This window comes from Pseudomonas sp. Ost2, assembly GCF_018326065.1.
In the GTDB taxonomy this organism is placed as follows: domain Bacteria; phylum Pseudomonadota; class Gammaproteobacteria; order Pseudomonadales; family Pseudomonadaceae; genus Aquipseudomonas; species Aquipseudomonas gingeri.
The window spans coordinates 6597997-6612902 of sequence record NZ_AP021904.1 but is presented as its reverse complement, the minus strand read 5'-3'; the positions used below and the strand labels follow the sequence as shown (position 1 = coordinate 6612902).

The window sequence follows — 14906 nt, the reverse complement described above, 5'->3', positions numbered from 1 at the left end:
AGGTTCGAGGAGTTGGTGATGAAAGTTCGTGCATCGGTGAAAAAGCTGTGCCGTAACTGCAAGATTATTCGCCGCGAAGGTGTGGTTCGAGTAATTTGCAGCGCGGAACCGCGTCACAAACAGCGCCAAGGCTGAGTGTGATCTGCTTGAAGCCCAGCAGCTAGTGCGCTGCTGGGTTGATTATTTGTTATTACAGCGATATTATCTCGCGCCCTATTTCTTGGCTTCCGGGGCGTAGGTAGCTGTCAATTGGAGTCCCACTGAATGGCCCGTATTGCAGGCGTTAACATTCCAGATAACAAGCACACTGTTATCTCGCTGACCTACATCTATGGTGTTGGTCGCACTACTGCACAGAAAATTTGTGCAGTGACTGGGGTCAACCCAGCCGCAAAGATCAAGGATCTGAGCGACGAGCAGATTGAACAGCTGCGTGGCGAAGTGGCGAAGTTCACCACTGAAGGTGACCTGCGTCGCGAAATCAACATGAAAATCAAACGCTTGATGGACCTGGGCTGCTACCGCGGTCTGCGCCATCGTCGTGGTCTGCCAGTACGCGGTCAGCGTACCAAGACCAACGCGCGTACTCGCAAAGGTCCGCGTAAGCCGATCCGCAAGTAATCGCACCAGCGAATCGACAGGAATCTAGTCATGGCAAAACCTGCTGCTCGTCCTCGTAAGAAAATCAAAAAGACAGTGGTTGATGGCATCGCCCACATCCACGCGTCTTTCAACAACACCATCGTGACCATCACCGACCGTCAAGGTAACGCTCTTTCCTGGGCTACCTCCGGTGGTTCGGGTTTCCGCGGTTCCCGCAAGTCCACCCCGTTTGCTGCTCAGGTAGCTGCTGAACGTGCTGGTCAAGCTGCGCTGGAATACGGCCTGAAAAACCTCGACGTCAACGTCAAAGGTCCAGGTCCAGGTCGTGAGTCCGCTGTCCGTGCATTGAACGGCTGTGGCTATAAGATCGCCAGCATCACCGACGTGACGCCAATCCCGCACAACGGGTGCCGTCCGCCGAAGAAGCGCCGCGTGTAATCCAGGAGATTGTAAAGAATGGCTCGTTACATTGGTCCAAAATGCAAACTGGCTCGTCGCGAAGGCACCGATCTCTTCCTGAAGAGCGGCGTGCGCGCTATCGAATCCAAGTGCAACATCGAAGCAGCACCTGGTATCCACGGCCAACGCCGCGGTCGCCAGTCCGACTACGGCACCCAACTGCGTGAAAAGCAGAAGGTCCGTCGTATTTATGGCGTTCTTGAGCGTCAGTTCAGCGGCTACTACAAAGAAGCTGCCGGCCGTAAAGGCGCAACCGGTGAAAACCTGCTGCAACTGCTCGAATGCCGTCTGGACAACGTTGTATACCGTATGGGTTTTGGCTCGACTCGTGCCGAATCCCGTCAACTGGTATCGCACAAGTCGATCAGCGTTAACGGCAAAACCGTCAACGTCCCGTCCTACCAGGTTCGTGCTGGTGACGTGGTAGCTATTCGTGAGAAAGCTAAGAATCAACTGCGCATTGTCCAGGCTCTCGATCTGTGTGCCCAGCGTGGCCGCGTAGAATGGGTAGAAGTGGACACTGAGAAGAAGTCGGGCGTTTTCAAGAACGTTCCTGCTCGCAGTGACCTCTCCGCCGACATCAACGAAAGCCTGATTGTCGAGCTCTACTCCAAGTAAGGGCTAGAAAATAGGTGCATCCATGCAGATTTCGGTAAATGAGTTCCTGACACCCCGTCACATTGACGTGCAGGTTGTCAGTCCAACCCGCGCTAAAATCACTCTCGAGCCTCTCGAGCGTGGTTTTGGCCACACCCTGGGCAACGCGCTGCGCCGCATCCTGTTGTCCTCAATGCCAGGCTGTGCAGTAGTCGAGGCCGAGATTGACGGTGTGCTCCACGAGTACAGCGCCATCGAAGGTGTACAGGAAGACGTCATTGAAATCCTGTTGAACCTTAAAGGTCTGGCTATCAAGCTGCACGGCCGTGACGAAGTTACGCTGACCTTGTCGAAGAAGGGTTCGGGGGTGGTTACCGCTGCCGATATTCAGCTGGATCATGATGTCGAGATCGTTAATCCCGATCACGTAATCGCCAACCTGGCGTCTAACGGCGCCTTGAACATGAAGCTCACCGTAGCTCGTGGTCGTGGTTATGAACCAGCAGACTCGCGTCAGAGCGATGAAGACGAAAGCCGCAGCATCGGTCGCTTGCAGCTCGACTCTTCGTTCAGCCCGGTTCGCCGTATCGCATACGTGGTGGAAAACGCCCGTGTCGAGCAGCGTACCAACCTGGACAAACTGGTTATTGATCTGGAAACCAACGGTACTCTGGATCCTGAAGAGGCTATCCGCCGCGCTGCAACCATCCTGCAACAGCAGTTGGCTGCGTTCGTCGACCTCAAGGGTGACAGTGAGCCAGTGGTTATCGAGCAGGAAGACGAGATCGATCCGATCCTGCTTCGCCCGGTTGACGATCTGGAACTGACTGTACGTTCGGCTAACTGCCTTAAGGCGGAAAACATCTACTACATCGGCGACCTGATTCAGCGTACCGAAGTAGAGCTGTTGAAGACTCCGAACCTGGGCAAGAAATCCTTGACTGAAATCAAGGACGTTCTGGCCTCCCGCGGTCTGTCCCTCGGCATGCGCCTCGACAACTGGCCGCCTGCAAGTCTTAAGAAGGACGACAAGGCGACTGCCTGATCGTCGTAATCACCGAACGTAGTGTTTGGTAAGGAATGAACCATGCGTCATCGTAAAAGTGGTCGTCACCTGAGCCGCACCAGCTCGCACCGCAAGGCCATGTTTCAAAACATGGCGGTGTCGCTGTTCGAGCACGAGCTGATCAAAACGACTCTGCCAAAAGCCAAAGAACTGCGCCGCGTTGCCGAGCCGCTGATCACTCTGGCCAAAGTAGACAGCCTGGCTAACCGCCGTCTGGCTTTCGACCGTACTCGTTCGAAGGCTATCGTTGGTAAGCTCTTCAACGACCTGGGCAAGCGTTACGCTACCCGTGAGGGTGGCTACCTGCGCATCCTCAAGTGCGGTTTCCGCGCTGGCGACAACGCGCCTATGGCGTACGTCGAGTTGGTTGATCGTGCTACTGCCGGCGAAGCTGTATCCGCCGAGTAAGACGTCAGTCTGAAACGAAGAACCGGGCCTAGTGCCCGGTTTTTTGTGCCTGCTAATAAGTGATTGCAGTTCGATAGGTCTTTCCTATCGCCAGACATCATTTAATGAATTTGTACCTGTCATCTTCATGGTCAATACTCCTCTGCAGCCGATTAGCCGGCAGCACCAAGACCGAGAGAGGAAGGATGAGCATGAGCCAGAACAAAACGCTTACTACCGCCAGCGGCGCCCCCGTTGCCGATAACCAGAATTCCCGTTCCGCCGGCCCGCGTGGCCCGCTGCTGCTCGACGACTTTCACCTGATCGAGAAGCTTGCCCACTTCAACCGCGAAAACATTCCTGAGCGCCGCGTGCATGCCAAAGGCTCGGGCGCCTACGGGACCTTTACCGTTTCCAGGGACATCACCCAGTACACCAGCGCCAAGCTGTTCGAGTCCGTGGGCAAACAGACTCCGACTTTCCTGCGCTTCTCCACTGTGGGTGGCGAGCGTGGTTCGGCCGATACCGAGCGTGATCCACGTGGTTTCGCCCTGAAGTTCTACACCGAGGAAGGCAACTGGGACATCGTGGGTAACAACACCCCCGTGTTCTTCATTCGCGACCCGCTGAAATTCCCTGATTTTATCCACACCCAGAAGCGCCTGCCGCAAAGCAACCTGAAGAGCGCGCAGATGATGTGGGACTTCTGGTCGCACTCGCCCGAGGCGCTGCACCAGGTCACCATCCTGTTCTCCGACCGTGGGATCCCGGATGGCTACCGTCACATGCACGGCTTCGGCAGCCACACCTACAGCCTGATCAACGCCAAGGGCGAGCGTCACTGGGTGAAATGGCACTACAAGACCAAGCAGGGCATCAAGAACCTGGCGCCGGCCGATGCCGCGCGTCTGGCGGGCACTGATCCGGACTACGCCCAGCGTGACCTGTTCAACGCTATCGAGCGTGGTGACTTCCCGAAATGGAGCGTGTGCATCCAGATCATGACCGAAGCCCAGGCCGCGGCACATTACGAGAACCCGTTCGACGTGACCAAGACCTGGTCGCAGAAAGAGTTCCCGCTGATCGAGGTGGGTGAGCTGGAACTGAACCGCAATCCGCTGAACTACTTCGCTGAAGTCGAGCAGGCGGCATTCGGTCCGAGCAATATGGTGCCAGGTGTCGGCCTGTCGCCGGACCGCATGCTGCAAGGCCGTGTCTTCGCCTACGCTGATGCCCACCGCTACCGTGTCGGTACCAATCACCAGCAGTTGCCGGTGAACGCGCCACGCAGCCCGGTCAACAGCTACCAGCGCGACGGCTCCATGGCCTTTGGCAGCAACGGTGGCGCTGCGCCGAACTACGAGCCCAACAGCTACGCCGATGCGCCGAAACAGGCCCCTCGCTACGCTGAGCCTGCCCTGGCCCTGAGCGGTGCGGCGGATCGTTACGACCATCGCGAAGATAGCGACTACTTCAGCCACGCCGGTGCGCTGTTCCGCCTGATGAACGATGAGCAGAAAACCCTGCTGATCAACAACATTGCCGGCGCGATGGCAGGCGTTTCCGACGATGTGGTGCAGCGTCAGCTGCAGTACTTCTTCAAGGCCGACCCGGCTTACGGAGAAGGTGTCGCGAAGGCGCTGGGCGTAGTGCTCAAGTAAGTCTAAACGAGAAGCAGAACCGCCCTCATTTGGGCGGTTTTTCGCTTCCGTTCGACGATTTTTCTCTGCTATTTCTCACTTTTCTACTGTTTTTACAGTGACCTTCCGGTCAGCTTGGTTCAAACTACAGACTTTCAAGCAGGGAGATGTAGGGCGATGCAAGGTCACCCGGACGTAATCGATTACCTCAACACGTTGCTGACCGGTGAACTGGCGGCTCGTGATCAATATTTCATCCATTCGCGGATGTATGAGGACTGGGGCTTCAGCAAGCTCTACGAGCGCATCAATCACGAAATGGAAGAAGAGGCGCAACACGCCGATGCCTTGATCCGTCGGATCCTGATGCTCGAAGGCACGCCACGCATGCGCCCCGACGACCTCGACACCGGCACCACCGTGCCCGAGATGCTCGCCAGCGATTTGCGCCTGGAGTACAAGGTGCGTGCCGCGCTGTGCAAGGGCATCAAGCTCTGCGAGCAGCACAAGGACTACGTGACCCGCGAAATCCTGCGCGTGCAGTTGGCCGATACCGAAGAAGATCACACCTACTGGCTGGAGAAGCAGCTGGGTCTGATCCAGTCCATCGGGTTGGAGAATTACCTGCAATCGCAGTTCTGAGAATGGCCGCTGCTGTGCAGCGGATCGCCGGCAAGCCGGCTCCTGCAGTTTGGCGCTCACCGCAGAGGTGTCGCCATACCTGACCCTTGTAGGAACCGGCTTGCTGGCGATAGCCATTTCAGCCTCAATAAAAAAGCCCCTGTCACCACTTGATGACAGGGGCTTTTTCATTTCACCGCTTTATGCCCGGTCGCGCAGCAACAGCGGCTTCAGATAATGCCCGGTATGGGATTGCGACATCTCCGCGACCTGCTCCGGTGTCCCCACGGCAATGATCTGCCCGCCCTTCGAACCACCTTCAGGCCCAAGGTCCACCAGCCAGTCGGCGGTCTTGATCACATCCAGGTTGTGCTCGATCACCACCACGGTATTGCCGTGGTCGCGCAGGCGGTGCAGCACGTCCAGCAGTTGCTGGATATCCGCGAAGTGCAGGCCGGTGGTCGGCTCGTCGAGGATGTACAAGGTCTTGCCGGTGTCACGCTTGGACAGCTCGCGCGACAGCTTGACCCGCTGCGCCTCGCCGCCGGACAGGGTGGTCGCCGACTGCCCCAGCTTGATATACGACAGGCCCACGTCCATCAGTGTCTGCAGCTTGCGCGCCAGGGCCGGCACCGCGTCGAAGAACTCCCGGGCCTCCTCGATGGTCATCTCCAGCACTTCGTGGATGCTCTTGCCCTTGTACTTGATCTCCAGGGTTTCGCGGTTGTAGCGCTTGCTCTTGCAGACATCGCAAGGGACGTAGATGTCCGGCAGGAAGTGCATCTCCACCTTGATCAGGCCGTCACCCTGGCAGGCCTCGCAACGCCCGCCCTTGACGTTGAACGAGAAGCGCCCCGGACCGTAACCCCTGGAGCGGGACTCCGGCACGCCGGCGAACAGCTCGCGGATCGGCGTGAACAGGCCGGTGTAGGTTGCCGGGTTCGAGCGCGGGGTACGGCCGATCGGGCTCTGGTCGATATCCACCACCTTGTCCAGGTGCTGCAGGCCGTTGATGCTGTCGTGGGCCGCGGCTTCCAGTGTCGTCGCGCCATTGAGGGCGGTGGCACTGAGGGGGAACAGGGTGTTGTTGATCAGCGTCGACTTGCCCGAGCCGGACACACCGGTCACGCAGGTCAGCAGGCCGATCGGAATCTCCAGGTCGACATTGCGCAGGTTGTTGCCGCGGGCGCCCTTGAGGGTCAGCGACAGCTTCTTGTTGCGCGGCGTGCGTTTGCCCGGCACCGCGATCTTCACCCGGCCCGACAGGTACTTGCCGGTGAGGGAGTCTGGATGCGCCATGACCTCGGCCGCGGTGCCCTGGGCGACGATATGCCCGCCATGCACGCCGGCACCCGGGCCGATGTCCACCACGTAGTCCGCCAGGCGAATGGCATCCTCGTCGTGTTCGACGACGATCACCGTGTTGCCGATGTCGCGCAGGTGCTTGAGGGTGCCCAGCAGGCGGTCGTTGTCGCGCTGGTGCAGGCCGATGGACGGTTCGTCGAGGATGTACATCACCCCGACCAGGCCGGCGCCGATCTGGCTGGCCAGGCGGATACGCTGGGCTTCGCCGCCGGACAGGGTGTCGGCACTGCGGTCGAGGGTCAGGTAGTCGAGGCCGACGTTGACCAGGAACTGCAGGCGCTCGCGGATTTCCTTGAGGATCTTGTCGGCGATTTCACCACGTCGCCCGGTCAGTTTCAGCGTGCCGAAGTAGTCGGTGGCATCGCCGATCGGCAGGTTGGTGACGGCGGGCAGGGTCTTTTCGCCGACCCACACATGCCGCGCCTCGCGACGCAGGCGGGTACCACGGCAATCCGGGCACGGCTGGGTGCTGAGGAACTTGGCCAGTTCCTCGCGCACGGTGGCCGACTCGGTTTCGCGGTAGCGCCGCTCCAGGTTCGGCACGATGCCTTCGAACGGATGCGAGCGCTTGACGATATCGCCCCGGTCGTTGAGGTACTTGAAGTCGACATTCTGGCTGCCACTACCCTGCAGCAGCAGCTTCTGCTGGTCCGCCGGCAAGGTGTTGAACGGCACTTCCAGGCTGAAGCCGTAGTGGGACGCCAGCGACCCGAGCATCTGGAAGTAATAGACGTTGCGCCGGTCCCAGCCGCGTATCGCCCCTTCGGCCAGGGTCAGTTCGCCATTGACTAGGCGCTTGATGTCGAAAAACTGCTTCACCCCCAGGCCGTCACAGGTCGGGCAGGCGCCGGCCGGGTTGTTGAAGGAGAACAGCTTGGGCTCCAGTTCGCTGATGGCATGGCCGCAGATCGGACAGGCGAAGCGCGCGGAGAAGATCATCTCCTCGCCCGGTTCGTCATCCATCGGTGCCACCAGGGCGATGCCGTCCGCCAGCTTCAGCGCGGTCTCGAAGGACTCGGCCAGGCGTTGTTGCAGATCGCCACGGACCTTGAAGCGGTCTACCACCACATCGATGGAGTGCTTCTTCTGTTTATCGAGCTTGGGCACTTCGTCCAGCTCGCAGAGCCGGCCGTTGACCCGTGCCCGGACAAAGCCCTGGGCCCGCAGCTCCTCGAACACCGACAGGTGCTCGCCCTTGCGTTCGCGGATCACCGGCGCCAGCAGCATCAGCTTGGCACCCTCCGGCTGGGCGAGGACCAGGTCGACCATCTGGCTGACGGTCTGCGCCTCCAGCGGGATATCGTGGTCCGGGCAGCGCGGCGTACCCACGCGGGCGTACAGCAGGCGCAGGTAGTCGTAGATCTCGGTGATGGTGCCGACCGTCGAACGCGGGTTGTGCGAGGTCGATTTCTGCTCGATGGAAATCGCCGGCGACAGGCCTTCGATGGTATCCACGTCCGGTTTTTCCATCATCGACAGGAATTGCCGGGCGTAGGCCGACAGCGACTCGACATAGCGGCGCTGGCCTTCGGCGTACAGGGTATCGAACGCCAGGGAAGACTTGCCGGACCCGGACAGGCCGGTGATCACGATCAGCTTGTCCCGGGGCAGGGTCAGGTCGATATTCTTCAGGTTGTGGGTTCGAGCCCCACGAATCAGGATCTTGTCCAAAGTGGCCTCGCACGGCGGGCGGTAAACGCAGGAGTATAAGGCTAAATACTGGATGGATGCACACTATTGCAGCACAGCATTGCAGGCTTGCATGACAGGATGCTGAACGAGTTCGCGACAAAGCGTCGCCCTATACCCCCTCAAACGATGGGACTGATAGAATCGCCGCCGGTTCACACGAGGTTTTTCCATGCACGATCCCCACAGCGAACGCATGAGTGGCGGCGAGACCCGCGCGGCAGGTGGTCTGGCCCTGGTGTTCGCATTCCGCATGCTCGGCATGTTCATGGTCTTGCCGGTCCTGGCGACCTACGGGATGGATCTCGCCGGCGCGACCCCCGCACTGATCGGCCTGGCCATCGGCGCCTACGGCCTGACCCAGGCACTGTTCCAGATCCCGTTCGGGATCATTTCCGACCGCATCGGCCGGCGCCCGGTGATCTACCTGGGATTGATCGTGTTTGCCCTCGGCAGCGTGCTGGCGGCCAATGCCGACTCGATCTGGGGCGTGATCGCCGGCCGGGTCCTGCAAGGTGCCGGGGCGATTTCCGCGGCGGTCATGGCCCTGCTCTCCGACCTCACCCGTGAACAGCACCGGACCAAGGCCATGGCCATGATCGGCATGACCATCGGCCTGTCGTTTGCCGTGGCGATGGTCGTCGGCCCGCTGCTGACCCGTGCCTTCGGTCTCTCGGGGCTGTTCCTCGCGACCGGCGGGATGGCGCTGGTGGGCATCCTGATCGTCGCCTTCATGGTGCCCAAGGCCATCGGGCCGTTGCAGCACCGTGAGTCCGGCGTGGCGCGCCAGGCGCTGATGCCGACGCTCAAGCACCCGGACCTGCTGCGCCTGGACCTGGGGATCTTCGTATTGCACGCGATGCTGATGTCCAGCTTCGTCGCCTTGCCCCTGGCGCTGGTGGAAAAGGCCGGCCTGCCCAAGGAGCAACACTGGTGGGTGTACCTGACCGCCTTGCTGATTTCTTTCTTCGCGATGATCCCGTTCATCATCTACGGCGAGAAGAAACGCAAAATGAAACGAGTTTTACTCGGCGCCGTGACGACCTTGATGCTCACTGAGCTATTCTTCTGGGAGTTCGGCAACAGCCTGCGGGCCCTGGTGATCGGTACGGTGGTGTTCTTCATCGCCTTCAACCTGCTGGAAGCTTCGCTGCCGTCGCTGATCAGCAAGGTTTCACCGGCCGGTGGCAAGGGCACGGCGATGGGGGTTTACTCCACCAGTCAGTTCCTTGGCTCGGCTCTCGGCGGTATTCTGGGCGGCTGGATGTTCCAGCATGGCGGTTTGTCGGCGGTATTCCTTGGATGCGCCGGTCTGGCTGCCCTCTGGCTGGCCTTTGCTGTTACCATGCGTGAACCTCCCTACGTGACCAGCCTGCGCGTGCCGTTATCGCCCGAAGCGATCCGCGAAGCCGGTCTGGTCGAGCGCCTGTTGGCCGTCGTAGGGGTAACGGATGCAGTGGTGGTGGCCGAAGAGGCCGCCATTTACATCAAATTGGACACCGAATTGTTGGATCGCACGACCCTTGAGCGCCTGGTCAATGAGCCTGCGTCGCAAGCGTGCGAAGCCTAGGAGAACGTTATGGCCCGTGGGGTTAACAAAGTCATATTGGTCGGTACTTGCGGCCAGGATCCTGAAGTTCGCTACCTGCCTAACGGCAACGCCGTGACCAACCTGAGTCTGGCGACCAGCGAACAATGGACCGACAAGCAGACCGGCCAGAAAGTCGAAAAGACCGAATGGCACCGTGTCTCGATGTTCGGCAAGGTCGCCGAGATCGCCGGTGAATACCTGCGCAAGGGTTCGCAGGTCTACATCGAAGGCAAGCTGCAGACCCGCGAATGGGAAAAAGACGGTATCAAGCGCTACACCACCGAGATCATCGTCGACATGCAGGGCACCATGCAGCTGCTGGGCGGCCGTCCACAACAGGGCGACCAACAAGGCGGTGGCTACGATCAGTCCGTGCCACGCCAGCAAGCCCCTCGCCAGCAGGCGCCGCGTCCACAGCAGTCGGCTCCGCAGCAGTCGCGCCCAGCTCCACAGCAGGCCGCACCGCAGCCGGCTCCGGACTTCGACAGCTTCGATGACGATATTCCGTTCTGACCCGCAGCTTTTTCAGGACCGTAAACATTAAAAGCGAAGCCATTGATCTGGCTTCGCTTTTTTATTGCCTGCCGTTACCTACCTACACCGCTACCCTGTGCAGCATACGCGCTCACCAAGGCCTCATGCATCTTCCTCGAGCTCCCTGAGCAGGGTTTGTGTGACCTGCTCGATGTAGTCGACCACTCCTTCCTGAACCGAGTACCCTGATCTGTTCTGGGACGTGACACGAGGCGGTAATGGATGAATACCGTATATACAGAGCTTCTCTTCGGAAATATGTCAAGAAGCCGCCATCTGGTTCCGGCGGTTCCGGTTGATGTAAGGGTGTCTGCGATACAAAACACCCTTGATTAGGGGGGATTTTCAGGGGCCTGGAAATAAAAGTTTATTGGTGAGGTCTGCGGATTGGCTCATTCCGAGCAGTTTTCAGCAGCAGCCTACTGCCGCGCAGTTAAAGTCCAACGCCTTCCCTGTTTACTCAACTCCTGAAAAGTCAAAACTACAGTATTGGCATAAATTTCTGCCATTTAATATTTTCAAAATATCGTAATTCTACTGCGGAGCCCTCAGTCAAGTTATTGTCGACACACAAATATCCACCCCCGCCAGTAGCCAAGACACGTCGTATGTATACAAGGCCACTTCCGTCATCTACAACCTCCCAGCGTTGATCATCCCCTCCAGTAGAACTTCTAACGAAAACCGTATTGTTATTTGTCCAGGTGAAATACAGATCGCTATCCGGATGGGACCGAATATTATAAGTGCCACGATCCAAACTGTGGAACCTCCACTGCGAGTAAGCTGGCAAGTTTTCTGCTCGAGTAATCCTGATGTCTCTATTGTTCAGGCTGATAAAATAGAGATAACTCCGTGAGTCTGCAGACGAGACTATTTTGCATGGGAGGTCTGGGATTTTTGCCTGCTGGGCAGAGCCGGAGTCGTTTGCCTTGTTTGGTGCTGCAAAATCAGGGCTTGGGGTGCTCTTCTTCATTACCGTTCTCCTTTTATCTTGGGAGGTAAACGCAATGAATACAGCAATGACGAAGGCGCGAGAGCGCTTGCCAACTACTGGCTGACACATAATACCTGAGCACTCAGTATAGCAGCGTGGTGAGTAACGCAAGCTCGTCCACTCTTCAGTCAGGCTTGTAGTTCGGCTTCAAGTGCGGGTGCTGGAATCTGAGTGAAAATCCTCATTTTTGATCAGTCCGAACAATTTTTCTTCAGCGGAGCAGTAAGATCATAAGATTTTCAGGTTATCCCAATTTTTTCTTAACTGCGCAGCGCTATCTGATCTGTAATCCAGAGTGCGTTGCAACTACGGGTTGAAAACGATGTCCTGCGTACCCGCTATTGCAACGGTCGGTGTGAAGCAATAACCGCTGACGTCGGCTACGTCGATGAGGCGACACTGCAGACGTTATTACGCCAGCGCGTAGGCTGTGGTGTACGCGCGACGCCCTGAAAATCATCAGCGCGCGCGAACAGGACAAGCCGTAAAGCGCACTCGGCAGCAGGCTCCTACAAGTCGATATGTGGATACCCCGGCGGCAGTTCATGTCGGGTAGGCGTGGTCTCCTCGTGGTAATGCGGCTTGCCCACATCGGAGCTCATCAGCTTGGCATTGGCCAGGATGGTCTCGGTCAGCAGTGCGTCCTCGCCGTCCTTGAACCAGCAGGCCAGCGCCGAGTTGCGATTGCCGTGCATGTCGACGACTCCCGGCCATCGGCCGAGGTCGGGGCTGTCGCTCGGCGGGATGGGGGGATAGTGCTTGGGTGGCAGGACCAGGGCATCGCCGGGGTGCACCCACAGGTCGGCCAGGTGAATCGAGTGTTCCCGGGGGCGCCAGCGGGCGACGCTGATGACCAGTGGCAAACGTCCGTGCCGGGAGAAGAAGGCGTGGGCGAAGTTGTGGTATTCGAGGTCGGTCGGGTTGTAGGTCAGCAACTCGCGCTGGCGCTCCGGGCCGAGATAGGGCGACTGATGGCCTGCCCATTTGCCGTAGGTGTATTGGCCGAGGATCAACTGGTCATGGTCGAAGCGAATGCATTCACCGTTGGCCAGCAGGGTCATGCCGAAGGCCTGTGCGGTTTCCCGGGTTGCCCACATCGCCTCATAACGCACTTCCCGTGTGTGGAAGTCGAAGGCCTTGATGGTGTACGAGCTCTTGGCGGTCGGCACCTGCCGGTCTTTCCAGCTGATGCCTGCGTAATGGGCGCCGCGAACCAGGCCGGGATTCTCCGGGCTGAGCTGAATCAGGGTGCCGCGCACCTGGGTACTGGGTTGCGCCAGGCCACGGTCATTGAACAGGTAGGGAAAGGTTCGCAGGTCGAGGTCCGTTTCCGTGCCCTCGCCGATAAAGGGCACGCTGTTGAAAAACTGCATCATGAAGAGATCGCTCATTCAGGGGCTGCAAGGAAGATCGGTTACGCCGACGGCGGGTCCGGCCATCGTGGCAGACCCGCCGTGACAGCCCTTAACGATGCGGCTGTTGCTGCTCGCGCAACCAGTCCATGCCATGGGGCTCGCGCCATTTGCGGACCGCCGCGCGTTTCTCGACCTGGGTCAGGCACAGGCTGCGCATATGGTAGTACACCATCAGCAGGTGAAAGATGTCGCCGCCGCGGCGGTCCCAGATCACATCATCTTCCTGCCGGCCCGGCTTGACGGGGTGAAGCCGGCAATCGCCCTGGTCGAGCATGCCCTGCAGGCAACTGCCGGTCTCGTAGTTGATCAGCAGGATCGGGTTATTGATTTCCGGATAGGGTTTTTCCAGCTCCGGCATGTACCAGAATTGCCCGGGATTGCCCGTGTCCGGAGCCTGCATGACCACCCGGGTCTTGTTCTGCGGGTCGACGGCCAGCGCCGGGTGATCGCCGGTGTTGTTGCGTATCAGGTAGAGGACGGTTTGCGTGTCCTCGATGGTCCTGCCGGTCTGTACCAGCTTCACCCTGCCGAAGGAGTCATGGGACAGGCGCGCGCTGATTTTCACCCGTGGGTTGAGGTCATAGCCCGGCTTGCCGAAGCCGGCGATCAGGCCATCGACTCCCGGCACTTCCAGGTCGTTGCCCGCCAGTGCATAGGTCAGGCCGGCCTGTGGGTTGGGCTGCATATGCTTGGTCAGGATTTCCCAGCGCTTGAGGGCCTTTTCGCTGGCGCCGTTGTCCAGCAGCGCTTCGCGCATGGCGCGGCTCGGGTAGTAGTTGCCATGGCGCGGCCAGCGCTCCGTGGTCAGCAACAGTTTGTGTCCGCTCTTCTGTTTCAGCAGCAGCGCCAGGGCATCCCAGAACTGTTCGAAGGCGGTGGGGCTGGCGTCGGCAGCGGGTGGGTAGTGGAAGCTCTCGCTGGTGTTCTTGCTCTTGTTGTCGACGAACACCGTGCGCAAGGCCGGACCGTTGGCCGCGGCATTGAGCGAAGACTGGCGCGTGGCCCGACCGATGACGATCACCGAGTCGGCCCAGTTCGCGTCAATTTCCGCCTTGTAGCTGGTGTACCACTGGTAGGCCTCTTCCAGGGCGTTGCGGGTCGGCCCCTCCTTGACAAAGAGAAACACCGGCGCCAGCTTCAGTTCGACGACCCGTGGGCTGTCAGGCAGGGAATTGCGCCAGGCGGCGAAATCGGCGCTGTAGTCACGTGGCGTGAGCGAGTTGAAGCTGATGGAGTGAGTACCGCCGGAGGTGGTCAGCCGGCTGTTGCGATTGGCCAGGTGGCGCTTGACCTCTTCCTTGATCTCGGTGGAGGCGGTGGCGCTGACAAACGCACCGTACTCTGCCTCGACCATCGCCTTGAGGCTGGTCTTGCTGCTGAGGTAGCTCTTGGACGCGGTCATGGCATAGTTCAGCGAGCCGCCGACGAGCACTTCGTTGACGATATCGGCGCCGAAATCGACGAAGAAGTTGAAGAACGTCTTGGGATCGGCCTGATCGAAGGTCTGGGGCAGTTCTTTGACGCGGTTCTTGAACACCTCGGTGGCATTGTCCGGATTGACCGCCAGGGTCAGTTTCCACAAGCGCACGGTGTGGCTGTAGATGGCGGCTTCGCGCTCTTCAAGCTGGGAGATATCGCTGCCGAAGGTGGCCTTGAAGCCGGCGGAGAAGGCACCGTAGCTGCCCTTGGCCTCGATGCTCGACTGGGTGTGCTTTTCATACTCGTCATGGGAGGAAAAGCTTTCCGTGAAATAGTCTTCCTTGCTCATCGGATCCAGCGTGACGTGCTGGCCGATGCTGTAGGACTTGTTGTCATGGGTCACCGTACGCTTGGCGCTTTCGGTATCCCCGACTTTCTGGCATTCCTTGCTTTCGCTGGCCCAGTCCAGTTTGTTCAAACCACGTCCCAGCAACTGTGAACCACCGATGTCATTGCTCATCGT

At 59.2% G+C, this 14906-nt stretch carries 14 protein-coding genes; 10 read left to right on the top strand and 4 right to left on the bottom strand.

What is annotated here, in order from left to right:
* Positions 1 to 18 precede the first annotated feature (18 nt).
* The 8 genes from rpmJ (at position 19) to bfr (ending at position 5394) form a co-directional block, all read left to right on the top strand.
* Entirely contained in the window at positions 19 to 135 is a 117-nt protein-coding gene (gene rpmJ, locus KI243_RS29255) for a 50S ribosomal protein L36 (RefSeq protein WP_002555468.1), read from the top strand.
* A 129-nt stretch (positions 136 to 264) separates the two neighbouring features.
* Positions 265 to 621, top strand: coding sequence for a 30S ribosomal protein S13 (rpsM, locus tag KI243_RS29250; protein WP_003186020.1), 357 nt, complete (start codon positions 265 to 267; stop codon positions 619 to 621).
* A gap of 30 nt (positions 622 to 651) precedes the next feature.
* Positions 652 to 1041 carry a 30S ribosomal protein S11 gene (gene rpsK, locus KI243_RS29245; protein ID WP_007924177.1) on the top strand — a complete coding sequence of 130 codons (390 nt, stop codon included), beginning with the start codon at positions 652 to 654 and terminating at the stop codon, positions 1039 to 1041.
* Positions 1042 to 1059: 18 nt separating this feature from the next.
* Entirely contained in the window at positions 1060 to 1680 is a 621-nt protein-coding gene (gene rpsD / locus KI243_RS29240; RefSeq protein ID WP_017123253.1) for a 30S ribosomal protein S4, read from the top strand.
* Between the two features lie 22 nt (positions 1681 to 1702).
* The gene (gene rpoA, locus KI243_RS29235) at positions 1703 to 2704 is read left to right on the top strand and encodes a DNA-directed RNA polymerase subunit alpha (RefSeq protein WP_003176403.1); all 1002 of its coding nucleotides are present in this window, start codon (positions 1703 to 1705) and stop codon (positions 2702 to 2704) included.
* 42 nt (positions 2705 to 2746) lie between these two features.
* The gene (gene rplQ, locus KI243_RS29230; RefSeq protein ID WP_017123254.1) at positions 2747 to 3133 is read left to right on the top strand and encodes a 50S ribosomal protein L17; all 387 of its coding nucleotides are present in this window, start codon (positions 2747 to 2749) and stop codon (positions 3131 to 3133) included.
* A 191-nt stretch (positions 3134 to 3324) separates the two neighbouring features.
* Positions 3325 to 4773 (top strand): catalase, encoded by a 1449-nt coding sequence (locus tag KI243_RS29225; protein ID WP_017123255.1) that lies wholly within the window; start codon positions 3325 to 3327, stop codon positions 4771 to 4773.
* 156 nt (positions 4774 to 4929) lie between these two features.
* Positions 4930 to 5394: a bacterioferritin gene (bfr, locus tag KI243_RS29220; RefSeq protein ID WP_017123256.1), complete on the top strand. Its 465-nt coding sequence runs from the start codon at positions 4930 to 4932 to the stop codon at positions 5392 to 5394.
* A gap of 180 nt (positions 5395 to 5574) precedes the next feature.
* Here the strand turns inward: bfr and uvrA are convergent, their stop codons facing one another.
* Positions 5575 to 8409 (bottom strand): excinuclease ABC subunit UvrA, encoded by a 2835-nt coding sequence (gene uvrA / locus KI243_RS29215; protein WP_177107394.1) that lies wholly within the window; start codon positions 8407 to 8409, stop codon positions 5575 to 5577.
* Between the two features lie 190 nt (positions 8410 to 8599).
* Here uvrA and KI243_RS29210 point away from each other — a divergent pair, with 190 nt between their 5' ends.
* Both KI243_RS29210 and KI243_RS29205 read left to right on the top strand, forming a co-directional pair.
* Positions 8600 to 9997, top strand: coding sequence for an MFS transporter (locus KI243_RS29210; protein WP_017123258.1), 1398 nt, complete (start codon positions 8600 to 8602; stop codon positions 9995 to 9997).
* A gap of 9 nt (positions 9998 to 10006) precedes the next feature.
* A complete protein-coding gene (locus KI243_RS29205; protein WP_212810185.1) occupies positions 10007 to 10531 on the top strand; it encodes a single-stranded DNA-binding protein in 525 nt (174 codons plus the stop codon).
* Positions 10532 to 11033: 502 nt separating this feature from the next.
* On the opposite strand, the gene KI243_RS29200 is transcribed toward KI243_RS29205, so the two are convergent.
* From KI243_RS29200 to KI243_RS29190, 3 genes are all read right to left on the bottom strand, one after another.
* Positions 11034 to 11528: an RICIN domain-containing protein gene (locus KI243_RS29200; RefSeq protein ID WP_177107393.1), complete on the bottom strand. Its 495-nt coding sequence runs from the start codon at positions 11526 to 11528 to the stop codon at positions 11034 to 11036.
* A 530-nt stretch (positions 11529 to 12058) separates the two neighbouring features.
* Positions 12059 to 12940: a hypothetical protein gene (locus KI243_RS29195; RefSeq protein ID WP_244861789.1), complete on the bottom strand. Its 882-nt coding sequence runs from the start codon at positions 12938 to 12940 to the stop codon at positions 12059 to 12061.
* A gap of 73 nt (positions 12941 to 13013) precedes the next feature.
* On the bottom strand, positions 13014 to 14903 hold the full coding sequence (locus tag KI243_RS29190; RefSeq protein ID WP_212810184.1) for an MAC/perforin domain-containing protein: 1890 nt from the start codon (positions 14901 to 14903) through the stop codon (positions 13014 to 13016).
* Positions 14904 to 14906: the final 3 nt, after the last annotated feature.